Raw genomic sequence first — 20,150 nt, 5'->3', positions numbered from 1 at the left:
AGCGGCTTCAAGGTCCGCAACCGCTTCGCGCAGTGCGTCGCCGTCACGTCCGCCGGGCGCGGGAGACCAGCTAGCGGGAAAGCGGCGGCGCGATCAAGCGCTACGCCGCGGGTGCGCCGTCAGTGAATCGCGCCCACCGGCCGCTCGCTCGCCAGCAGCACGATCAGCCGCTCGATCTGGCGCCAGCGGCAGAAGTGAATGTGGTTGCCGAGATCGCGGCTGCGGTCGGCCCGCGCCGCTGCCTGGAAACCCGCATCGTCGCCATACAGGCGGATGAGTTCGGCAGCGTCCGAAACCTCGGCGCGGTCGGCGAGATAAGGCAACTGCTCCATCTGTACTCCACATACTGGCCGCAACGGCGCCGCCTTCTACTCAAGCTCCGTGCCAATCGAATTGGATCGGCAGGACACGCCGCATCCGAAGGTTAATGCCGTCGGCTACCCGGGAGCCCGCCCGTGCCACCTATCCCGAAGCGGGACAGTGGCGTCCCAGCGCAGGACATGGCAAAGGCGCCCCATGACAGTCGAACCCAAGCGCAATCCCAAGGCCGGCGGATCGCTGATTGCGCTCTCCACCCTTGCTGGCGCCGCGATCGGATTCTGGCAAGGCGAGCCCTCGCTCGGCGTAGTGCTGGGCGCGATCTTTGGTGTCGCCTTGGCGGCAATCGTGTGGCTGGTGGACAAGCGCCGGGCCGGCTGATGGCCGCTTAGACCAGCGCCCGGCTGAGCCACACCACCCGGCCGACGACGTCCACTTCGGCAGCCGGGTGGAGGCGCGGCGGCGGCGCTTCCGGATTGTCGCTGGCAATCTCGATCGTATCTCCCAGCAACCGCAGCCGCTTCACCTGAACGCCAGCCGGGCCGCGGAGCACGAACAGCGCAGCGCGCGATCCAGGCCACCGCCGATCGCCGTCGATCAGGATCGCATCGCCATCCGCTAGCGTCGGTTCCATCGAGCTTCCTTCCACTCGAATCATCGAGGCTGCCGCAGAGCGCACGCCCAAGCGGCGCAGCAGTGCAGGATCGAGTGCCATTTGCCGCACGGCGCCATCTTCGGCGATGCGCCCCGGTCCGGCCGAGGCGCCGATGTCGAGCCGCGGCACGGGCACCAGCTCGGCTGCATCCGGCCCGCCGAGCACGGCGCCGGCGACGCCGAAATAGCGCGCCAGCAGAGTGCGATCGCGCTCGTCGAGCCGCCGTGGCGATCCGCGCTTCACGAATTGCTGTAAATAGGCCGCGTTGCGGCCGAGCATGCGCGACAATGCCGCATAGCTCTCGCCACGCTCGGCGATCAGCGCCTCCAGGGCGGCCCGCGCAGCTGTTTCATCCATCACGATTTCATAGTCGTAGGAAATTTCCTAGACAAGTAGGATTTCACGGAACAGACAATGAACATTCACAGCGACTCGGGAGGAATCGGCAGATGTCTGTGCTGCCCAAGGTTGAGCGTTTCCTGCGGACCAGGGAGATGTCTGCGACGAAGTTCGGAAGGCTCGCGGTCCGCGACCCACGGCTGGTGCGTGACCTGCGAAACGGACGCGAACCGCGAGCCGCGATGGTGGCGCGGATCGAAGCGTTTATCGCGCTCCATGGAGATGCGCGATGAGCCGCGGTCCGGACGCAGCAACACTGCTCGAGCGGGCGCTGCTGGCCAGCGCGGTGACGGCGAACTGCCCCGTGCGGGTGTGCGAATCCGACTGGACCCGCTGGGCGAGCGCGACGTTCACGGGCGCGCGTCACATGCTCAAACTGGCGGCGACGCCCGGGGATGCGCTCTCTCGATGGCTTGCCGCTCTTCCGGAGGCGGAGTTCGCCTTGCGCGGCCACCTCCTCGCCGACCTCACGATCGACCGGTTGGTGCGAAACGATGAGGAAGCGTTCGTGTTTCTCGAAGTGCTGACGGTGGAGGAGCGTTAGCGCCTCACGCGCGGCGCGCGAGGTTGCGCAAGGTGACGAGCGCTTCCTGCAAGCCATGCTCGGGATCGCGCTGCGGCTGCTCGACGCCGCTGGCGAGGCCCCGGCGGACCACTCCCTTCTCGAGCCGATCGAGCAAGGCGTGCACCGTCGCTTCGGTTTCGGGGCGCGTGATCGGCGCTTCCTGCGATATGGGCGCCGGTGCTGGCGGCGGCGGCGCGACGTTGCGCACGGGAGGAGTGAGCTCGAACGTCTCGAAACGCTCGCTCGGCGTAAAGACGGGCGGACGCGGCGGCAATGCCGAGCGCTTCAACGGCAACACGGACGAGGGCGCCGGCATCGGCGATTCGCGAATGGCGCCGGGGTCGAAGGCGGAAAGCGGCTGGTTCAGATCCTGCGGCAACTCCGCCTCGGCAGGAGTCGGCGGCGTCTGCTCCGGATCGTCGGCAACAGCGGCGTCGGGGAGCGGTTCGCTCAATACCAGCTCGGTTTCGAAGACTTCCTCCGCCTCGCCGTCCGTCAGTGGCTCGTCGCCGCGGCGCAGGCGCGCATGCACCTCAAGAAACGGCGGGCCGAGATCGCGGGTTGCGCGCAGCGGCGGCCGCGGCGGCGCGTCCGGATGCGCATCGGCGCGACGGACGACGGGTGCCGCGTCGTTGCGCTCGACCCGCTTGCCGATGACAATCGCCCGCCCCCCCAGCAACAGGAACAGCGCGAACCAGGTGACGAGCGCCACCAGAATCCCGGCGCCAGCAGCGACCAGAAGGCGCGCCGTCATCCCGAGCGGCGGTTCGGCGGCAGCAACGATCGCTGCGATCCCGCTGTCGATCACCGTGCTCTCCAGCACCGGAGTCGGCATCAGCGCGAATCCCGCCGCCGAGGCGAGGCCGAGGAAGGCAGCTGCAAGTGGGGCGATCGGGATGTTCATGCCTGGACCGGGGAGGGGCGCGACCTTGTGGATGCTCTCGCTCCTCCTTGTGCGATGATTTGGTAAACAGAATCATACCGGGCGACATTTCGCGCCCAGTCGCGCTCGGCCTCGACAAACGCCCGCGCTCGCGCCCGGCGCGCCTCCCACTCGGCGCGATCGTTGAACAATGCGGCCACGGAGTCGGCCAGCGCGTGCGGATCGTCCGGCGCGAACAACGTTCCGGTCTCTCCGTCGCCGATCAACTCACGATGCCCGCCCACGTTGGAAGCCGCCACCAGCCGCCCCTGCGCCATCGCCTCGAGCGGCTTGAGCGGCGTGACCAGCTCCGTCAGCCGCATCGCCTTGCGCGGATAGACCAGCACGTCGATCAGGCTGTAGTAGCGCTCGACCGCATCGTGCGGCACCCGGCCGGCGAAGCGGATATGATCGGCCACGGGCGAGGCCGCGGCCTGCGCTCGCAGCGCGTCCTCGGCGGGGCCGCCGCCGACGAGCAGCAGCTGCATGCGCGGACGCTTCGCCACCAGCGCGGGCATCGCCGCGATCAGCACGTCGAGTCCCTCATAATCATAGAAGCTGCCGATGAAGCCGATCGTCTCTTCGCCGAGCCCGATTTCCGCGGCCAGTGCCGCATCCCGCGGCGCGGGGGCACCGAACAGAGTCATGTCCACGCCGTTGGGCGACACGAGGATCTTCTCGTCCGGAATGCCGCGCGCGATCAGGTCGCGGCGCAGACCGTCGCAGATCACGGCGACCGCGTCCGCCTGGCGCACGGCCCAGCTCTCGAGCGCTCGCGTGACTCGATAGCGCGGCGAGCCTTCCCGGCCGGTGCCGTTCCCCACCGCCGCATCTTCCCAGAAGGCACGGATTTCGTAGAGCAGCGGCAGCTTCAGCGAACGCCGCGCCTGCAAAGCAGCCAATGCGTCCAGCACTGGCGAATGGGCGTGGAGCACATCCGGCCGCCACGCCTCGGCCACCTCCTTGATCCGGCCGGCAAAGCGGCTCACTTCGCGCCACTCGCGAAGCGGCGTCGGCGCCGGCGCAATCGCGGACGTTCGGAAAAAGTGAAGGCCATCGACGACTTCGTGTTCCGCCTCGGCCGCTCCGTGGCGGGGGCCGGTCACGGCCGCCACTTCGATCCCGCGCGCTGCCTGCGCCTTCAGGATCGCGCGCGTGCGAAACGCATAGCCGCTGTGGAGCGGCAGGCCGTGGTCCAGAACGTGGAGGATGCGCATGCGGCTTCCCTGCCACGGCATCGCTTAACGACGCGTCAACCGCAGCGGGTTAGAGCCGGTTGCGACGCACTGCGCCAATGAAAGGCCCCGGCCCATGATCGACAATTTCGCGCTTGGGCTCACCCATGGCTTGATGCTGCTAGCGGCATGGCAACTGCTGCGGCGGCCGGATCTCGATCACGAGCCTTCCCCTCGCGACGAGGAAGAAGCCGCCCGCGCCCGCAAGGGGCGCTTCGGTGCGTGACTTCGCCTTCATCGGCTTCCTCGCGGCGTTGTTCGCCATGGGGTTCCGCAAGCCCTTTCTGTTCGTGCTTGCCTATGTCTACATCGACGTGGTCTCGCCGCAGCGGCTGAGCTACCTGCTGCTCAACTCGCTTCCGATCTCGCTGATCGCGGTCGGGCTGGCCGTGGTCGGGTGGCTGGCGATCGACGACAAGCGCGACGTGCGAGTCGCGCCGCGCCAGATTCTCCTCCTGCTGCTGCTCGTCTATTGCTGGTACACTACCGGAAACGCCGATTTCCCGATCGAAGCGCAGTATAAATGGGAATGGGTGTGGAAGGCGCTCGCATTCGCGATCTTCCTGCCGCTCACGCTGCGCACGAAGCTGCGGATCGAGGCGCTGCTGCTCTTCATGGTCCTGTCGGCCGCGTCGATCATCATCGTCGGCGGTATCAAGACCGCGGCGGGCGGCGGCGGTTATGGCGAATTGCACCTGATGGTGAACAATAACAGCGGCCTCTACGAAAGCAGCACCATCGCCACCGTCGCGATCTGCATCGTTCCGCTGATCCTCTGGTTCGCCCGCTTCGGCACGGTCTTTCCGCCGGACTGGCGCGTGAAGACCTTCGCCTATGCGCTCGTATTCGCCTGCCTACTGATCCCGGTGGGCACGTCGGCCCGAACGGGATTGGTGTGCATCGGCGTCCTCGCGATCCTGATGCTGCGGGATGCCAAGCGGCGGCTGCTCTACCTGATCGGCATCGGAATGCTGGGCCTCGCAGCGATCCCCCTGCTTCCGTCGAGCTTCACCGAGCGAATGGGGACGATCAAGGAGTATCGCGCCGACGCGTCCGCTTCCACGCGGCTGGCGGTCTGGCAGTGGACGATCGACTATGTGAAGCTCCACCCGATGGGCGGCGGCTTCGAGGCTTATCGCCAGAATCACATCCGCTACGACCGGGTGATGGTGGAAGGCGACGAGAACAACGCGACCGTCGAACGCGCGCTCGAAGTGGACAAGGCCCGCGCCTATCACAGCGCCTATTTCGAGATGTTGGGCGAACAGGGCTATCCGGGATTGCTCCTGTGGCTGCTGATCAACCTTGGTGGCCTCTTCCGGATGGAAGTGCTCCGGCAGCGCTACCGCAAGAGCAACGATCCGGCAGATGCGTGGATCGCGCCGCTGGCGACCGCGCTCCAGCACGGCCACGCAATCTACATGGTCGGCGCCGCCTTTGTGGGCATCGCCTTCCAGCCCTTCATCTTCATGCTGGTCGGCGCCCAGATCGGGCTCGACACCTATTGCGCCCGCAAGAGGGCCGAAACGTCGTGGCGGCCGATCCGGTGCCAGCCGAAGCCCACGCTCGAACCGGCCGCCTGAGCGCTCACTCCGCCGCGGCCGCGGTCGTTTCCTGCTCGAGCGCGTCGATCAGGGTGCGCGTGAAGACCGGGATGTCGTCGGGGTTGCGGCTGGTGATCAGGTTGCCGTCCACCACCACCTGCTCGTCGAGCACGGTCGCGCCGGCGTTGGCGAGATCGGTGCGCACCGAAGGCCAGCTGGTCAGCCGCCGCCCCTCGACGACGTCCGCCTCCACGAGCAGCCAGGGAGCGTGGCAGATGGCCGCCACCAGCTTCTCGTCGTCCATGAACTCCTGCACGATCTCGACGACGCGATCGTTCATCCGCAGCTTGTCGGGATTGCCGACGCCGCCGGGCAGCAACAGCGCGTCGAACTGCGCGGTGTCGACCTCGTCCACGGTCGTGTCCGGCGTGATGCTCTCGCCCTTTTCGCCGCCCTGCTCGCCCGTGATCGGATCGGTCTTCAGCGACGCCAGCGTCACCTGCGCGCCCGCGTCGAGCAGCGACTGACGCGGCTGCATCAGCTCCGATTGTTCGAAGCCGTCGGTGGCGAGGATCAGCACGCGGCAGTCGGAAAGGTCGGCCATCTGAATTTCTCCTGATATCGGAACACCCTGTCGCCGCGGCCAACCCGCCTGACCGGGTGCGGGTTCCGGAACGAAGCGACAGGCCGCGCATTCTGTGCGGCACTGCGAAGGGAGCCCCATGCCGCCGACCAAGCTGATGTATGTCGACGACCAGAAACCGGGGATCACGCGGCGCAAGGTACGGCACGGATGGGGCTATTGGGATCCCCAGGGCAAGCGCATCACCGATCGCGAAGAGATCGATCGGTTGAATGCGATCGGCCTGCCGCCCGCCTATACCGACGCCTGGTTCTGCCCCGATCCGCGCGGGCACCTTCAGGCGATCGGCTATGACGACAAGGGCCGCAAGCAGTATCGCTATCACTCCGATTTCCGCGAGGCGCAGGAAGCGGCGAAATATGATCGCTGCGCCCGGTTCGGCGAGCGATTGCCCAAGCTTCGCGGACAGGTCGAAAGCGATCTGCGCAAGCGCCGCCACTGCCGCTCGAAAGCGGTTGCCGCAGTGGTGCGACTACTCGACCTCGGCCAGCTCCGGGTCGGCAATGAAGGCTATGCCCGCGCCAACAAGAGCTTCGGTGCGACCACCTTGCGCAAGCACCATGCCGAAGTGACGGGCAAGAAGCTCCAGCTTCAGTTTCGCGCCAAGTCCGGCAAGCTGCGCGACATGACGATCAGCGACGGCAGCCTCAGCCGCTTCGTGAAACGGTGCCAGGATCTGCCGGGCCAGCATCTCTTCGGATGGCTGGACGAAGACGGCGAGGCACATCCGGTGACGTCGACCGACGTCAACGCCTATATCCACGAGGCGATGGGCGAAGAGTTCACCGCCAAGCATTTCCGCACCTGGGGCGCGAGCGTGCTGGCGTTCGAGGCGCTTGCGAAGGCGGAGCAGCCGATCAGCCTCAAGACGATGCTCGAACCTGTCACCGAGGCGCTCGGCAACACGCCCGCCATTGCACGCAAATCCTACGTCCATCCGCGGCTGGTCGGGCTTGCGAAGGACAAACCGGCGCAAACCGCCTTCCGCGCCGAGTTGCGTTTGCCGCGCACCACCCGCTATCTCAGCCGGGTCGAGCGCGGCCTGATCGCCTTTCTCGATGCCGAGGAAGCGGCCGACGCCGCCCCTGCCCAGGCAGCCTGACGACGAGGATCATGAGCAATAATCAAGCGGCAGCCGCTGCCACCGACGGCAACAGCTTCGACACGAGCGAGCTGCAGGCGAGTGCGCAGGAATTCGCGCTTACCAGCGTGAGCTGGCTGCAACTCCACTGGCTCGAGGTCCTGATCGCGATCGGAGTCGCCGCAGCGATCGTGGCGCTGCTCCATCTGGTGCGCCACTGGGGCGTGAAGCTGTGCGAGAAGACCCCCGGCATTACCGGCTGGGGCTCGATCTTCGGCAAGGCGATCGCCAAGACGGGCAACTTCTTCATCATCATGGTCGCCGCCCGGCTGGTGGTCGGCTATGCCGCCGCGCCGCCCGCCATCGCCGCGACCGTCGACTTCCTCTTCACGGTCGCCGCCGTGTTCCAGGCCGCGATCTGGGCCCGCGAGATCATCCTGGGCTTCGTCGAGCTGCGGACCGAAGGCGAGACCTATCAGGCCGAATCGCTGGCGACGGCGCTCGATCTGATCCGCGTGCTGGTCACGGTGGCGCTGTTCGCGATCGCGCTGATCGTCGTGCTGTCCAATCTGGGCGTCAATGTGACGGGCCTTGTCGCCGGCCTCGGCGTCGGCGGCATCGCGATCGGCCTTGCCGCGCAGGGCATCTTCGCCGATCTCTTCGCCGCGCTGTCGATCATCTTCGACAAGCCGTTCAAGCGCGGCGACAGCGTTTCCTACGACACCACCACCGGCAATATCGAGGCGATCGGGCTGAAGTCCACGCGCATCCGCGCCTTTACCGGCGAAGAGCTGATCATCTCGAACCGCAATCTTCTCGACAAGGAGATCACCAACAACACGCTGCGCAGCCACCGCCGCGCGAAATTCGCGATCGGCGTTGTCTATCAGACCGCGCCCGAAGTGGCCGCGCGCATCCCAGCAATCCTCCAGGAAGTGGTCGAGAGCTGCGATCGAATCTTCGTGCGCTGCGGCTTCGTCGGCTTCGGAGCCTCGAGCCTCGACTTCGAACTCGAATTCGACAGCGAGGGCCCCGATTACGTCGCCTTCTACGACGGACGCACCGTGGTGGGAATCGCAATTCACAAGCGTTTCCGCGACGAAGGCATCGAGATCGCCTATCCGACGCAGACGACGTTCACTGCCGCGCCCGACGGCACGATGGTGCTGCCCTACCCCCAGGTGCAGCCGGTGATCGGCGTGGAAGGAACCCGTGTCTCGCGGGACGAGCCGAAGGACGGCTCGCCCGCCTGATCGTTCCGGCCGCACCCTCCGCGCCGCGCAGGGAGCGCCCGAGTCTCAGATGCCCCCTTCGTCCAAGCTCAGGAGCGTCGCGTTGCCGCCGGCGCTGGTCGTGTCGATAGAGATCGCCCGTTCCGAGCAGAAGCGCGGCAGATAATTCGGCCCGCCGGCCTTCGGCCCGGTGCCCGACAGACCCTCGCCGCCGAACGGCTGCGAGCCCACGATCGCGCCGATCATCGACCGGTTGACGTAGATGTTGCCGATCTTCGCGCGCTTTTCCATCACATCCGTCCGGCGCGCGATGCGGCTGTGCAGCCCCATGGTGAGGCCGAACTTCTTGGCGTTGATGCGATCGATCGTCTCTTCGAGTTTGCCCTTCTGCCATGTCGCCACATGGACGATTGGTCCGAACCATTCCTTGTCGAGGTCCTCGATCGAATCGAGGCCGATCAGGGTCGGCGGCACGAACAGCCCCTCGTCGGGCACTTTGGCCGTCGCCAGCCAACGCGCCCGCTGGGTCTCGCGATAGCCCATCAGCTTGTCATAGGCGGGGCGATCGATCACCGGACCGACGTCGGTCGCCGGATCGCCGGGATCGCCGACGCGAAGCAGCGCCATCGCACCGGCAATCATCTCGAGCATCGAATCGGCGACTTCCTCCTGCACCACCAGCATGCGCATCGCCGAACAACGCTGCCCCGCCGAACGGAAGCCCGACGTGAGCACGTCCGCCACGACCTGCTCGGGCAGCGCCGTCGAATCGACGATCATGCAGTTGATGCCGCCGGTTTCGGCGATGAATGGGATAATCGGCCGATCCTCGTCCACCAGCAGCGTGTGCGCGATCCGCTTTGCGGTGCCGGTCGAGCCGGTGAAGGCGACCCCGGCGATCCGCGTATCGGATACGAGCTCGGCGCCGACCTCGGCGCCGCCGGGCACGAGGATGAAGGCGTCGCTCGGCACGCCCGCCCGATGGGCTAGCGCCACGGCGCGCTCGGCGATCAGCGGCGTCTGCGGCGCGGGCTTCGCGACCACCGTGTTGCCGGTCACCAGCGCAGCGACGTTCTGGCCGACGAAGATCGCGAGCGGGAAGTTCCACGGGCTCACGGTCGCCCAGGTGCCGCGGCCTTCCATTCGCAGCTCGTTATGCTCCCCGGTCGGACCGGGAAGGATGCGGGGCTTGAGGTCGCTGCGCGCCTGATACGCATAATAGCGGCAGAAATCCGCAGCTTCGCGCACTTCGCCGATCGCGTCGGGAATCGATTTGAACGCTTCCTTGACGCACAGCGCCATCAGCTCGATGCGATGCTCCTCGAGCAGATCGGCGTAGCGCTCCAGGATCGTCGCGCGCTCCTCTATCGAGCGGGCGTCCCACGTCGGGAACGCTGCCTGCGCCCGCGTGATCGCCTCGTGCACTTCGTTGTCGGGGGTGCGCCACGCCTCGAGCGCGCGCTTGGCGCGGCCGGTGGCGTGGAGCGGATCGGCGTGGACCGCATCGACTCCGCGATTGTCGACCGGCACCGCCTCGATCGCGGCGGCAGTGTCGAGCAGCGTCGCGCGGTCGTCGAGATCGATGCCGCGGCTGTTGCGCCAATTGCTCATGATGTCGACAGGCAACGGAATCCGCGGATGCCGCGTGCCGCCGACCGACTCGACATACTCGACCGGATCCTCGAGCAGCTCGGCCTCGGTCGTGCTCTCGTCGGCCAGCTGGTGGACGAAGCTGGTGTTCGCGCCGTTCTCGAGCAGCCGGCGCACAAGATAGGCGAGCAGATCCTTGTGCCCGCCCACCGGCGCGTAGATGCGGCACTGATAGCCGTGCTCGCGCACCAGCCGTTCGTAGAGCCCCTCGCCCATGCCATGGAGCCGCTGAAACTCGAAGTCGCGCCGGTCGCCCGCCCATTCGAGGATCGTGGCGACGGTGAGCGCATTGTGGCTGGCGAACGCCGGGGTGAGGTTCTTCGCGTCCAGCAGGTCGCGTGCGCAGGCAAGATAGCTCACGTCGGTCGCGCTCTTGCGCGTGTACACCGGATACTCGTCGAGCCCCTCGACCTGTGCCCGCTTGATCTCGGTATCCCAATAGGCGCCCTTCACCAGCCGCACGTTGAGCGGCCGGCCGAGCGCGTCGGCCCAGGCGACTACTGCACGGGCGCGCTTGTTGTACGCCTGGATCACCATGCCGAACCGGTCCCAGCCGCGGATCTCCGGCCGCTTCGCCACTGCCTCGATCACGTCGAGGCTCATGCCGAGCCGGTTGTCCTCCTCGGCGTCGACGGTGAGCGCGATGTTGTACCGCGCGGCCTCGGAGGCGAGCTGCGCGAGCAGATCCACCAGCTCGGGGACGCAGCGGTCGTACTGCGTCACCTCGTAGCGCGGGTGCAGCGCCGACAGCTTCACCGATACCGAATGGCCCGCTTCCGGATTCCGCCCGACCGCGACGATCGCCCGATGATAGGCCTCGTAGAAGCGCTCGGCGTCCGCCTTCGTCCGCGCCGCTTCGCCCAGCATGTCGAAGCTTGCCGTGAAGCCGCGATTCTCGCGCCGCGTCATCCGCTTCATCGCCTCGTCGATGGTCCGGCCCATGACGAAGACCTCGCCCATCATCCGCATCGCGGCGCCCACGCCCTGGCGCACGAAGGGCTCACCGGCACGGGCGAGCAGCCGGCGGAGCGGTCCGCCCTCCGCTTCGCCCACCAGTGCCCGAGTCATCACCAGGCCCCAGGTGGCGCTATTGACCAGCGTGGAGTTCGACTTGCCGGCATGCGCGCGCCAAGCGCCCTCGCCCAGCTTGTCGGCGATCAGCGCGTCGGCAGTGACGGCGTCGGGAACGCGCAGATAGGCTTCCGCGAGCGACATCAGCGCGACGCCTTCCGTCGTGCTCAGCTGATATTCCTGAAGGAACTGGTTCACCCAGCCGCGATCATGCGCTTCGCGCAGATCGCGGATCAATTCGCGCGCCCGGCCGACGATTCGCGCGCGGGCCTCCGAATCGGTGCGAGCACGCTCGAGAAGCGGTTTTAGAACTTCGGGTTCGGGTGCGCGGTGCAGTTTCGCCATGGTCTGGCGGGCCGCGGACGGTACGTCCATCGTGGTTTCCATCTTCGAGTTGGCGTGAGGCTTGCGGGAGAACGGCCTGGACCCCTATCTGGTGCCCAGCGCTAGGCGAAACCGATCGCAGGGGAAAGACCAGTGTCGACGATCACGATTCAGGAACTCGCGGAAACGATCGGCACCGAGCGGGTGTCCGACTGGGTCGAAGTCACGCAAGAGATGATCGATACGTTCGCCGAGGCGACCGGCGATCACCAGTTCATCCATGTCGACCCCGAGCGGGCGAAAATGACTCCGTTCGGAGGCACGATCGCACACGGCTTCCTCACCCTGTCGCTCATGCCGATGCTGTCGGCCAGGACCGAGCAGCCCCAGATCGAGGGGCTCAAGATGGGCGTGAACTATGGCGGCAACAAATGCCGCTTCCTCACCCCGGTACGATCGGGCTCGCGCGTGCGCGGCCGTTTCAAGCTGCTCAGCCTCGACGAGAAGCGTCCCGGCCAGTGGCAACAGACCACCGAATATACGCTCGAGATCGAAGGCAGCGAAAAGCCCGCACTGATCGCCGAGTGGGTCGCCATTCTGTTCGTTTGATCCCAGCACCCCTCCCGTTCGGAGGGTAGAAAGAATGAGAGGAATTTCCATGCGCTCCGCAGTCATCGTCTCCACTGCCCGTACTCCGATCGGTCGCGCCTATCGCGGTGCGTTCAACGCCCTGCCCGGGCCCACGCTGGCCAGCCACGCGATCAAGGCCGCGGTCGAGCGCGCCGGGATTGAAGGCGGCGAAGTCGCCGACGTCGTCTGGGGCGCCGCGCTCCAGCAGGGCAGCCAGGCGCCGAACATCGCCCGCCTCGCGCTGCTGCGGGCCGGCCTGCCGGTCGAAGTGCCCGGCATGTCCGTCGATCGGCAGTGCGCATCGGGCCTGATGGCGATCGCCACTGCCGCCAAGCAGATCATCACCGACAATATGGACGTGACGATCGGCGGCGGCGCCGAATCGATCAGCACCGTCCAGACTCCCGAGATGCGCGTCGCCCCCGATCCCGAACTAATCGCGATGCAGAACGACACCTATATGCCGATGCTGCAGACGGCCGAGGTCGTCGCCAGCCGGTACGGCATCAGCCGCGAGCGTCAGGATGCGTACAGCCTCCAGTCCCAGCAGCGCACGGCGGCCGCCCAGGCCGCCGGCAAGTTCGACGACGAGATTATCCCCGTCACCGCGACGATGAACGTGATGAACAAGGAGACCAAGGAAGTCTCCCAAAAGGAAGTCACGCTCGCCAAGGACGAGGGCAACCGCCCCGAAACAACGCTGGAGGGCCTGACCGGCCTCAACCCCGTCGTTCCCGGCGGCACGATCACCGCAGGCAATGCCAGCCAGCTTTCCGACGGCAGCTCGGCCTGTGTGCTGATGGAGGAAAAGATCGCCAGCCAGCGCGGCCTCACGCCGCTGGGCCGCTATGTCGGCATGGCCGTGGCGGGGACGAAGCCCGACGAGATGGGGATCGGCCCGATCTATGCGATCCCCAAGCTGCTCGAGCGCTTCAACCTCAAGATGGACGACATCGGCCTCTGGGAACTCAACGAAGCCTTCGCGGTGCAGGTTCTCTATTGCCAGGACAAGCTGGGCATCCCGGGCGAACTGATGAACGTCAACGGCGGCTCGATCTCGATCGGCCACCCCTACGGCATGTCCGGCGCCCGCATGACGGGCCACGCTCTCATCGAAGGCAAGCGCCGCGGCGCCAAATATGTCGTCGTCACCATGTGCGTGGGTGGCGGCATGGGCGCGGCCGGGCTTTTCGAGGTTCTCTGAACCGCTTGACGGGGGCGTGGCCGCGCGTCACGCTCCCGTCATGATCGCCGCCGAACTCCGCAGGATCGGACAGGCACTGGCGCTCGGGCTGCGCCCGTTCCGTGACGTCCTGCATCTGCGCGGCCGCGCTACCCGCACCGAATTCTGGTGTTATCTCTTCGTTACGCAGTTGGTCGGGGCCGCGGCCAGCGAAGCGCTGGCAGGATCGCAGGGCGCTCCGCTGCTCGCGATGTTGCTGGCGCTTCCGCTGTTCGCGCTCTCGGCGCGCCGGCTGCACGACATCGGCCTGCCCGGCTGGCCGGGACCGCTGCTGGTCGGCGCCTTTCTGATCGTCACGCTTCGATCGTTCGAGCCCGGCTGGTATCAATCCTCCGCCGAACTGGCAGCCGGTGGGCTCTGCGTGCTCGCGCTGCTCGCCGTCGCGCTTCGGTCGTCACGCCCGGACGGCGATCGCTTCGGCCCGGACCCGCGCCTGCACGACCGTTTCGATCCGCGGCATATCTGATCGGAAACTGCGCGCCGCCTGATCGTTCTCCCTCCGAACACACCGAAAACGGAGGAAAAGAATGGCAGACAAGACCGAGATCAAAAAGGATTTCTGGAAAAAGCTGGCCGACAGCCCCTTCATGATGGTCGGTCTGATGGACGGCCAGCACCACGAGCCGCTGACTGCGCAGCTCGACGAGGATCAGGTCGACACCATCTTCTTCTTCATCGGCAAGGACAATCGCGCGGCGAAGGGCGGCAAGGCGATGGCGCAGTTCGTATCGAAGGGGCATGATTTCTTCGCCTGCCTCGCCGGAAGCGCGCGCCTCGACACCGACCGGGCGATGATCGACAAGCTTTGGGACAAGCAGGTCGAGGCCTGGTTTCCCAAGGGCAAGGACGATCCGAACCTCGCGCTGCTGCGCTTCGACATCGACACGGCGGAGATGTGGGAAAGCGACGTCTCCATGACCGGCAGGGTGAAGATGCTGTTCGGCGGCACGATCCGTTCGGACGAGAGCGGCAGCCATGCCAAGGTGGCGACGACCGCCGAAGGCACGCCGGCTTGACGCAACGACGGCCCCACGCGATGGCAAGCGCATGGGGCCGTCGCTAGCACATCGCATTCGAGTCGAGGCGCATGCGGTCTGGCTTGCCGTCCGCGACCGGCGCACGCCGCTCCACGCCCGGCTGTTCGGTCTGCTGATCGCCGCCTACGCGCTTTCGCCGATCGACCTCATCCCCGATTTCGTCCCGATTCTGGGCCTGCTCGACGAAGCGGTGCTGATCCCGCTGGGGGTCTGGGTCTTCGAGAAAATGGTTCCCGCAGCGCTGCTCGCCGAGCACCGCGCCCATGCGGAGCGCGCTTCGGACCGGCCGATCGCCTGGGGCGGGATCCTGATCGTCGGGGCGCTATGGGCGCTCGGCGCCTGGGCGGTCTGGACGGTCGCTGTCCACTTCTACGACTGAGCCCGGCGTCGAACGATGACCGCCCGATTCAGCTGTCGTGCGCAGTGATCCACTGTTCGACCACCGGCGCAATCCGGTTTCGCCATTTCGACCCGTTGAAGATGCCGTAATGGCCGACGCTCTTCGCCATATGATACTGCTTCATGGCATCGGGCAGGTTGGTCGCGAGTGTCAGCGCCGCCTTCGTCTGGCCTAGCCCCGAGATGTCGTCGCGCTCGCCTTCGATCGCCAGCAGCGCGATGTCGGTGATCGCGCCGGGATCGACCGGCCGGCCACGGTGCGTCATTTCGCCCTTGGGCAAGGCGTGATGCTGGAACACCACGTCGATCGTCTGAAGATAGAATTCGGCCGTCATATCGCTCACCGAACGATATTCGTCGTAGAACTCCATCGTCGCCTCGGCGCTCTCGCCGTCGCCCTGAACGAGGTGCTTGAACATCTCCCAGTGGCTGATCATGTGATTGCCGAGGTTCATCGACATGAAGCCCGCAAGCTGCAGAAAGCCCGGGTACACCTGCCGTCCCGCGCCCGGATAGAGCATCGGCACGGTGGCGATCACATTCTGTTCGAACCAGGCATGCGGCCGCTCGGTCGCGAGCGTGTTGACGGCGGTCGGCGCCTCGCGCGTGTCGATCGGGCCGCCCATCAGGGTGAGCGTCTTCGGGCGGCAGGGATGGTTGTCCGCACTCATCAGCGCCGCGGCGGCATAGACCGGCACCGACGGCTGGCACACCGCCAGCACATGCGCACCCGGGCCGATCTTCTCCAGAAACGCAACGACATAATCGACATAGTCGTCGAGATCGAAGCGTCCCTCGGAAAGCGGCACCAGCTTCGCGTCGCGCCAGTCGGTGACGTACACGTCGGCAAAGGGGAGCATCCGCTCGACCGTGCCGCGCAGCAGCGTCGCGAAGTGGCCGGACATCGGCGCGACGATCAGCAGCCGGGGCCCGCCTTCGACGCCCTCGCGCACGAACCGCTTGAGCTGACCGAACGGCTTCTGCAGCACGATCTCCTCGTGCACCGCCACCCGCTTGCCGTCGATCTCCGTGTGGCTCAGCCCGAACGCCGGCTTCCCGCGCGAAGCCGCTGCATGAGCGAACACTTCGAGCGCCGAGGCAAGGACCGGGCCGCCGCCGAAATAGGCGAAGGGGTTCGCCGGGTTCTGGAGCAGGCCCGCACCGAAATTGGCCATGGCACTGGCCCCGGCCAGCATCGACCGCTGAAGTTCGTAAGCGTCGTACAGCATCAAATTCCTTCCACCGTCACCTATAGCAACGGCGGCGGCCCCGGGGGTTATAGCGCGCCCGTTGTGCGGTGCAACGTTGCCGGTCCACGGTGGACGGCACGCGCGCGAGTGGTTTCCCCGCCCCTGGTATCGCGCTAGGGGCGAAGCGACATGGTCGATCCCGTTTCCAAACCTTCTCCGGCGCCTGCTCCCGTCACCAAGCGCAAGCTGCGGTATCTGCGCATCGTATGGGACTTCACTCGACGCTATCCGCTGCAACTCGCCGGCGCGCTGGTCGCGTTGCTGATCGCGGCGGCGGCGACGCTGTGGATCCCGCGAACCTTTCAGCTCGTCGTGGATCACGGCTTCGCCGCGGGAGCCGATTCGGACAGGATCGGCGTTTATTTTCGCCAGCTTCTCGCAGTAGTGCTTGTCCTCGCAGTCGCGACCGCGGGGCGCTTCTACTTCGTCTCCTGGCTGGCCGAGCGGACGGTCGCCGATATCCGCACCGCGGTTCACCGCAATCTGCTGCGGCTGCCGCCGCGCTGGTTCGAGGAGAACCGCCCGTCGGAGATCGCCTCCCGTCTCACCGCGGACACAGCGATTGTCGAGCAGGTCGTGGGCGCCACCGTGTCGACCGCGCTTCGCAACATGCTCGTGGGCGTCGGCGGCGTGATCTACCTCTTCGCGCTGGCGCCCAAGATCGCAGCATTCCTCATCGTCGGCATACCGCTCGTGATCGCGCCGATCGTCTGGCTCGGCGGGCGCGTGCGCAGGCTGTCGCGGTCGAGCCAGGATCGAGTCGCCGATATCGGCGCAATTGCGTCCGAAACGCTTGGCGCGATGAAGATCGTCCAGGCGTTCGGGCAGGAACGGCGCGAGTCACAGCGCTTCCAGGATGCCGTGGACCGCGGGTTCGAAACTGCGAAGCGCCGTTTCGCGACCCGCGCGATCATGACCGCGATGGTGATCGCGATGCTGTTCGGAGCGGTCACGCTGATCATGTGGGACGCCGTCTCTGGCGTCGCCAGCGGCGATATCTCCGGCGGAGCGATTACGGCCTTCGTGATCACCGCAGGCCTCGTCACGGGGTCGCTTGGGGCGCTTACCGAAGTCTATGGCGAGTTGCTCCGCGCTTCGGGTGCCGCGGGCCGGCTGGCGGAACTGCTCGAGCAGGAGCCGGAGATCGCTCCCCCCGCCCACCCGGTGCCGCTCGCCGATCCGCCCCATGGCGCGATCGACTTCGTCGGCGTCACCTTTCGTTATCCCACCCGACCCGAATCCAAGGCACTCGACAACTTCACCCTGGCAGTCGCCCCCGGCGAGACGATCGCCGTCGTCGGTCCATCGGGTGCGGGGAAATCGACTCTGTTCCAGCTCGTGCAGCGCTTTTACGACCCTGAAGCCGGAGAGGTTCGGGTCGACGGAGTTCCGGTCCGCCTCGCCGACCCGGCCCAGATTCGCGCCCGCATCGCGATGGTTCCGCAAGAGACGGTGATCTTCGCCGCCTCGGCGCGCGACAATCTGCGCTACGGCCGCTGGGACGCGGAAGATTCGGCGCTGTGGGAAGCCGCCGAAGCCGCGAACGCAGCCGAGTTTCTGCGCGATCTGCCGCAAGGCCTCGATACCTTCCTCGGCGAAGGCGGCGCACGGCTCTCCGGGGGGCAGCGCCAGCGGATCGCGATCGCCCGCGCGCTCCTGCGCGACGCTCCGATCCTCCTGCTCGATGAGGCGACCAGTGCTCTCGATGCGGAAAGCGAGCGGCTGGTGCAGGACGCGCTAGAGCGGCTGATGCAGGACCGCACCACTCTCGTCATCGCGCACCGCCTGGCAACCGTCCGTGCCGCGGGCAGGATCATCGTGATGGACGATGGCCGCATCGTCGAAACCGGCACGCACGCCGAACTTGTGGCACAGGAAGGGCTCTATGCGCGTCTGGCCGCGCTGCAGTTCAGCGAAGCGGCCTAGCAGTCCCGTTGGCAGCACTAGGCCAGCAGAGGCCGCCGAGACATGAGGCGCGGTTGCCTTTTCTCGCGCCGATCTTCCGGTATGCTGGATTCGAAAAGGACCTGACCTCGCGAGACCGATCTTGAGGTGCGGGTGCGCCGCCAGAGGAGAGGATGCATGACCGGTTCCCGCGAGTTCGACCTGATCGTCTATGGCGCCACCGGCTTCACCGGCCGGCTCGTCGCCGAATATCTGGCCGAACGCTATGGCGACGGCAGCCTCAAATGGGCGATGGCCGGGCGTTCGCTGACGCGGCTGGAAGAAGTGCGCGGGGAGCTGGGCGTCCCCGCCGATGTGGCGCTGCTCACGGCAGATTCGGGCGATCCCGCGGCATTGAAGGCGATGGCGGCGCGCACTCGCGCAGTGCTCACCACTGTCGGCCCCTATCAGCTCTACGGCTCCAACCTCGTCGCCGCCTGCGCCGCGACCGGCACGCATTATGTCGATCTGTGCGGCGAGCCCGCCTGGATGCGTCACATGATCGATGCGCATGAGGAGGAGGCGAAGGCGAGCGGAGCATGCATCGTCTTTTCGTGCGGGTTCGATTCGATCCCGTTCGATCTCGGCGTGTGGATCGCCGAGCAGGCGGCAATCGAGCGGTTTGGCAAGCCGGCTCCCCGCGTGAAGGGCCGGATCAAGTCGATGAAAGGAACCTTCTCCGGCGGAACGGCGGCGAGCGCCAAGGCGACCATGGTCGCTGCCGCCAAGGATCCGTCGGTCGGCAGGCTGATGCTCGATCCGTTCGCGCTCACGCCCGGCTTTCAGGGAGCTGCCCAGCCCAACGGGATGCTCCCGCATCACGATGCGGCGCTTAACGCTTGGGTCGCCCCCTTCGTGATGGCCGTGATCAACACGAAGAACGTCCACCGCACCAATCTGCTTGCGGGCCACCCTTATGGCACCGACTTTCGCTACGACGAGATGATGATCGCGCCGGGCCTGGGCGAGATCGGCAAGGCCGCGGCCGAGGCGATGGCGAAGATGAACCCGATCGGCGGCGACGGCGGGCCCAAGCCGGGCGAGGGGCCGAGCCGCGAGGAGCGCGAGAACGGCTATTACGAGCTGCTGTTCATCGCCGAGATGGAGGATGGGCGCAGCCTCACCGCCACCGTGAAGGGCGACCGCGATCCCGGCTATGGATCGACCAGCAAGATGATCTCCGAATCGGCGCTCTGCCTGCTTCGCGATGGCGCGGCCCAAGGCGGCATCTGGACTGCCGGCGCGCTGATGCCCGAGAAGCTCAAGGCGCGGCTCGAAGCGAATGCAGGGCTTAGCTTCTCGGTGTCGGAGTGAGGCGTCAGCCCCGGTAGAACAGCATCGCGACGAGCGCGACCAGGACCGCGCCACCGATCACCAGCGGCACCAGCCGTCGGCGGCGCGCATCCTCATAGGCGTCATAGGCCGGGAGCAGCATGAAATATGTCTGTTCCCCTGCCGACCGGACGAGCCCCCGCGTCTGCAAGTCCTCGAACGCTTCCCGTTCGGCCGGCGTCCGGGGCACATAGCGGATCGCTTCGGCAGCTGTGATCGCGTGCTGGGCAGCGAAAAACGCGGCGATCGCGCGTCGCGCGCGATAGCTTCGTCCGGTCAGCATCAGCAGCTGGGCGCGCATCGTGTCACCCGCCGGCGGCGGCAATCACGATGAGGAACGCCACTAGCGCGAGCGAAATGCCGAAGGTGATCAGTACCAGCCGACGCCGATGCTCGCAGTAATTCCGGTAGGATTGGTCGTCGAGATAATAGCCGCCTCGGCTGGCCCGGCGCACCACCTGCGCCGCGATCAGCCGCCGAAAGACGACACGCTCCAACGGACGCTGCGCCACATAATCGACTGCCCTGGCCGGCTGAGTCGCATTCGCTTCGCGGAAATGAGCCAGGATCCGGCGCTCCGACGCAGACCGCGTCGCCGCGACCGCCGTCACACCGCTGGTTCCGCCTGCTGCCGCCATTGCTTTCCCCTCTGTCCCGAGGCTGTACCGGCAGGCGC

The 20,150-nt window shown here is 66.6% G+C and carries 22 protein-coding genes; 13 read left to right on the top strand and 9 right to left on the bottom strand.

The annotated features are described in order from the left end of the window. Positions 1 to 119: 119 nt before the first annotated feature. On the bottom strand, positions 120 to 332 hold the full coding sequence (locus tag H7V21_RS14620; protein ID WP_188054434.1) for a hypothetical protein: 213 nt from the start codon (positions 330 to 332) through the stop codon (positions 120 to 122). A gap of 184 nt (positions 333 to 516) precedes the next feature. On the opposite strand from H7V21_RS14620, the gene H7V21_RS14615 reads away from it, so the two are divergent. Further along, on the top strand, positions 517 to 699 hold the full coding sequence (locus tag H7V21_RS14615; RefSeq protein ID WP_188054433.1) for a hypothetical protein: 183 nt from the start codon (positions 517 to 519) through the stop codon (positions 697 to 699). A 7-nt stretch (positions 700 to 706) separates the two neighbouring features. Here the strand turns inward: H7V21_RS14615 and H7V21_RS14610 are convergent, their stop codons facing one another. Beyond that, a complete protein-coding gene (locus H7V21_RS14610; RefSeq protein ID WP_188054432.1) occupies positions 707 to 1,330 on the bottom strand; it encodes a helix-turn-helix transcriptional regulator in 624 nt (207 codons plus the stop codon). Between the two features lie 271 nt (positions 1,331 to 1,601). On the opposite strand from H7V21_RS14610, the gene H7V21_RS14605 reads away from it, so the two are divergent. After that, on the top strand, positions 1,602 to 1,916 hold the full coding sequence (locus tag H7V21_RS14605) for a hypothetical protein (protein WP_262503900.1): 315 nt from the start codon (positions 1,602 to 1,604) through the stop codon (positions 1,914 to 1,916). A gap of 4 nt (positions 1,917 to 1,920) precedes the next feature. Here the strand turns inward: H7V21_RS14605 and H7V21_RS14600 are convergent, their stop codons facing one another. Together H7V21_RS14600 and H7V21_RS14595 are read right to left on the bottom strand one after the other, a co-directional pair. Further along, positions 1,921 to 2,841, bottom strand: a complete 921-nt coding sequence (locus tag H7V21_RS14600; RefSeq protein ID WP_188054431.1) for a hypothetical protein — start codon at positions 2,839 to 2,841, stop codon at positions 1,921 to 1,923. Further along, the gene (locus H7V21_RS14595; protein WP_188054430.1) at positions 2,838 to 4,076 is read right to left on the bottom strand and encodes a TIGR04063 family PEP-CTERM/XrtA system glycosyltransferase; all 1,239 of its coding nucleotides are present in this window, start codon (positions 4,074 to 4,076) and stop codon (positions 2,838 to 2,840) included. The genes H7V21_RS14600 and H7V21_RS14595 overlap by 4 nt, the downstream gene beginning before the upstream one ends. A gap of 94 nt (positions 4,077 to 4,170) precedes the next feature. Here H7V21_RS14595 and H7V21_RS14590 point away from each other — a divergent pair, with 94 nt between their 5' ends. Both H7V21_RS14590 and H7V21_RS14585 read left to right on the top strand, forming a co-directional pair. After that, positions 4,171 to 4,320: a hypothetical protein gene (locus H7V21_RS14590; RefSeq protein ID WP_188054429.1), complete on the top strand. Its 150-nt coding sequence runs from the start codon at positions 4,171 to 4,173 to the stop codon at positions 4,318 to 4,320. After that, positions 4,313 to 5,677 (top strand): putative O-glycosylation ligase, exosortase A system-associated, encoded by a 1,365-nt coding sequence (locus tag H7V21_RS14585; protein WP_188054428.1) that lies wholly within the window; start codon positions 4,313 to 4,315, stop codon positions 5,675 to 5,677. Before H7V21_RS14590 ends, H7V21_RS14585 begins: the two co-directional genes overlap by 8 nt. Positions 5,678 to 5,681: 4 nt before the next feature. Here the strand turns inward: H7V21_RS14585 and H7V21_RS14580 are convergent, their stop codons facing one another. Then, complete coding sequence (locus tag H7V21_RS14580) at positions 5,682 to 6,242, bottom strand: type 1 glutamine amidotransferase domain-containing protein (RefSeq protein WP_188054427.1); 561 nt, start codon at positions 6,240 to 6,242, stop codon at positions 5,682 to 5,684. A 118-nt stretch (positions 6,243 to 6,360) separates the two neighbouring features. Here H7V21_RS14580 and H7V21_RS14575 point away from each other — a divergent pair, with 118 nt between their 5' ends. Further along, positions 6,361 to 7,383 (top strand): DNA topoisomerase IB, encoded by a 1,023-nt coding sequence (locus H7V21_RS14575; RefSeq protein ID WP_188054426.1) that lies wholly within the window; start codon positions 6,361 to 6,363, stop codon positions 7,381 to 7,383. Positions 7,384 to 7,394: 11 nt separating this feature from the next. Further along, the gene (locus H7V21_RS14570) at positions 7,395 to 8,615 is read left to right on the top strand and encodes a mechanosensitive ion channel family protein (RefSeq protein ID WP_188054425.1); all 1,221 of its coding nucleotides are present in this window, start codon (positions 7,395 to 7,397) and stop codon (positions 8,613 to 8,615) included. A gap of 45 nt (positions 8,616 to 8,660) precedes the next feature. Here the strand turns inward: H7V21_RS14570 and putA are convergent, their stop codons facing one another. Next, positions 8,661 to 11,690 carry a bifunctional proline dehydrogenase/L-glutamate gamma-semialdehyde dehydrogenase PutA gene (gene putA, locus H7V21_RS14565; RefSeq protein WP_188054424.1) on the bottom strand — a complete coding sequence of 1,010 codons (3,030 nt, stop codon included), beginning with the start codon at positions 11,688 to 11,690 and terminating at the stop codon, positions 8,661 to 8,663. 102 nt (positions 11,691 to 11,792) lie between these two features. Here putA and H7V21_RS14560 point away from each other — a divergent pair, with 102 nt between their 5' ends. The 5 genes from H7V21_RS14560 (at position 11,793) to H7V21_RS14540 (ending at position 14,928) form a co-directional block, all read left to right on the top strand. Further along, a complete protein-coding gene (locus H7V21_RS14560; RefSeq protein WP_188054423.1) occupies positions 11,793 to 12,248 on the top strand; it encodes a MaoC family dehydratase in 456 nt (151 codons plus the stop codon). A gap of 49 nt (positions 12,249 to 12,297) precedes the next feature. Then, positions 12,298 to 13,473, top strand: a complete 1,176-nt coding sequence (locus tag H7V21_RS14555) for an acetyl-CoA C-acyltransferase (protein WP_188054422.1) — start codon at positions 12,298 to 12,300, stop codon at positions 13,471 to 13,473. 16 nt (positions 13,474 to 13,489) lie between these two features. Then, positions 13,490 to 13,978, top strand: a complete 489-nt coding sequence (locus H7V21_RS14550; protein ID WP_188054421.1) for a DUF805 domain-containing protein — start codon at positions 13,490 to 13,492, stop codon at positions 13,976 to 13,978. A 61-nt stretch (positions 13,979 to 14,039) separates the two neighbouring features. After that, positions 14,040 to 14,528, top strand: coding sequence for a pyridoxamine 5'-phosphate oxidase family protein (locus H7V21_RS14545; RefSeq protein WP_188054420.1), 489 nt, complete (start codon positions 14,040 to 14,042; stop codon positions 14,526 to 14,528). Positions 14,529 to 14,559: 31 nt separating this feature from the next. After that, positions 14,560 to 14,928 (top strand): YkvA family protein, encoded by a 369-nt coding sequence (locus tag H7V21_RS14540; protein WP_188054419.1) that lies wholly within the window; start codon positions 14,560 to 14,562, stop codon positions 14,926 to 14,928. Positions 14,929 to 14,956: 28 nt separating this feature from the next. On the opposite strand, the gene H7V21_RS14535 is transcribed toward H7V21_RS14540, so the two are convergent. Continuing rightward, positions 14,957 to 16,177, bottom strand: a complete 1,221-nt coding sequence (locus H7V21_RS14535) for a polyhydroxyalkanoate depolymerase (RefSeq protein WP_188054418.1) — start codon at positions 16,175 to 16,177, stop codon at positions 14,957 to 14,959. 150 nt (positions 16,178 to 16,327) lie between these two features. Here H7V21_RS14535 and H7V21_RS14530 point away from each other — a divergent pair, with 150 nt between their 5' ends. Both H7V21_RS14530 and H7V21_RS14525 read left to right on the top strand, forming a co-directional pair. Continuing rightward, entirely contained in the window at positions 16,328 to 18,124 is a 1,797-nt protein-coding gene (locus H7V21_RS14530) for an ABC transporter transmembrane domain-containing protein (RefSeq protein WP_188054417.1), read from the top strand. A gap of 156 nt (positions 18,125 to 18,280) precedes the next feature. Beyond that, entirely contained in the window at positions 18,281 to 19,456 is a 1,176-nt protein-coding gene (locus H7V21_RS14525) for a saccharopine dehydrogenase family protein (protein WP_188054416.1), read from the top strand. Positions 19,457 to 19,460: 4 nt separating this feature from the next. Here H7V21_RS14525 and H7V21_RS14520 read toward each other — a convergent pair whose 3' ends face one another. Together H7V21_RS14520 and H7V21_RS14515 are read right to left on the bottom strand one after the other, a co-directional pair. Further along, positions 19,461 to 19,775, bottom strand: a complete 315-nt coding sequence (locus H7V21_RS14520; protein WP_188054415.1) for a hypothetical protein — start codon at positions 19,773 to 19,775, stop codon at positions 19,461 to 19,463. A gap of 4 nt (positions 19,776 to 19,779) precedes the next feature. Continuing rightward, a complete protein-coding gene (locus tag H7V21_RS14515) occupies positions 19,780 to 20,112 on the bottom strand; it encodes a hypothetical protein (protein WP_188054414.1) in 333 nt (110 codons plus the stop codon). Between the last annotated feature and the right edge of the window lie 38 nt (positions 20,113 to 20,150).

It is taken from the genome of Sphingosinithalassobacter sp. CS137 (assembly GCF_014334115.1).
GTDB lineage: Bacteria > Pseudomonadota > Alphaproteobacteria > Sphingomonadales > Sphingomonadaceae > Sphingomonas.
Note: the sequence above shows the minus strand (reverse complement) of the source record. Positions and strands in the feature narration are given on the sequence as shown.

What these genes read in the sequence shown, in the direction of transcription:
- H7V21_RS14620 (WP_188054434.1), bottom strand. Translation starts at nt 332, where the DNA reads ATGGAGCAGTTGCCTTATCTCGCCGACCGCGCCGAGGTTTCGGACGCT.
- H7V21_RS14615 (WP_188054433.1), top strand. Translation starts at nt 517, where the DNA reads ATGACAGTCGAACCCAAGCGCAATCCCAAGGCCGGCGGATCGCTGATT.
- H7V21_RS14610 (WP_188054432.1), bottom strand. Translation starts at nt 1,330, where the DNA reads ATGGATGAAACAGCTGCGCGGGCCGCCCTGGAGGCGCTGATCGCCGAG.
- H7V21_RS14605 (WP_262503900.1), top strand. Translation starts at nt 1,602, where the DNA reads ATGAGCCGCGGTCCGGACGCAGCAACACTGCTCGAGCGGGCGCTGCTG.
- H7V21_RS14600 (WP_188054431.1), bottom strand. Translation starts at nt 2,841, where the DNA reads ATGAACATCCCGATCGCCCCACTTGCAGCTGCCTTCCTCGGCCTCGCC.
- H7V21_RS14595 (WP_188054430.1), bottom strand. Translation starts at nt 4,076, where the DNA reads ATGCGCATCCTCCACGTTCTGGACCACGGCCTGCCGCTCCACAGCGGC.
- H7V21_RS14590 (WP_188054429.1), top strand. Translation starts at nt 4,171, where the DNA reads ATGATCGACAATTTCGCGCTTGGGCTCACCCATGGCTTGATGCTGCTA.
- H7V21_RS14580 (WP_188054427.1), bottom strand. Translation starts at nt 6,242, where the DNA reads ATGGCCGACCTTTCCGACTGCCGCGTGCTGATCCTCGCCACCGACGGC.
- H7V21_RS14575 (WP_188054426.1), top strand. Translation starts at nt 6,361, where the DNA reads ATGCCGCCGACCAAGCTGATGTATGTCGACGACCAGAAACCGGGGATC.
- H7V21_RS14570 (WP_188054425.1), top strand. Translation starts at nt 7,395, where the DNA reads ATGAGCAATAATCAAGCGGCAGCCGCTGCCACCGACGGCAACAGCTTC.
- putA (WP_188054424.1), bottom strand. Translation starts at nt 11,690, where the DNA reads ATGGACGTACCGTCCGCGGCCCGCCAGACCATGGCGAAACTGCACCGC.
- H7V21_RS14555 (WP_188054422.1), top strand. Translation starts at nt 12,298, where the DNA reads ATGCGCTCCGCAGTCATCGTCTCCACTGCCCGTACTCCGATCGGTCGC.
- H7V21_RS14545 (WP_188054420.1), top strand. Translation starts at nt 14,040, where the DNA reads ATGGCAGACAAGACCGAGATCAAAAAGGATTTCTGGAAAAAGCTGGCC.
- H7V21_RS14540 (WP_188054419.1), top strand. Translation starts at nt 14,560, where the DNA reads ATGGGGCCGTCGCTAGCACATCGCATTCGAGTCGAGGCGCATGCGGTC.
- H7V21_RS14535 (WP_188054418.1), bottom strand. Translation starts at nt 16,177, where the DNA reads ATGCTGTACGACGCTTACGAACTTCAGCGGTCGATGCTGGCCGGGGCC.
- H7V21_RS14530 (WP_188054417.1), top strand. Translation starts at nt 16,328, where the DNA reads ATGGTCGATCCCGTTTCCAAACCTTCTCCGGCGCCTGCTCCCGTCACC.
- H7V21_RS14525 (WP_188054416.1), top strand. Translation starts at nt 18,281, where the DNA reads ATGACCGGTTCCCGCGAGTTCGACCTGATCGTCTATGGCGCCACCGGC.
- H7V21_RS14520 (WP_188054415.1), bottom strand. Translation starts at nt 19,775, where the DNA reads ATGCGCGCCCAGCTGCTGATGCTGACCGGACGAAGCTATCGCGCGCGA.
- H7V21_RS14515 (WP_188054414.1), bottom strand. Translation starts at nt 20,112, where the DNA reads ATGGCGGCAGCAGGCGGAACCAGCGGTGTGACGGCGGTCGCGGCGACG.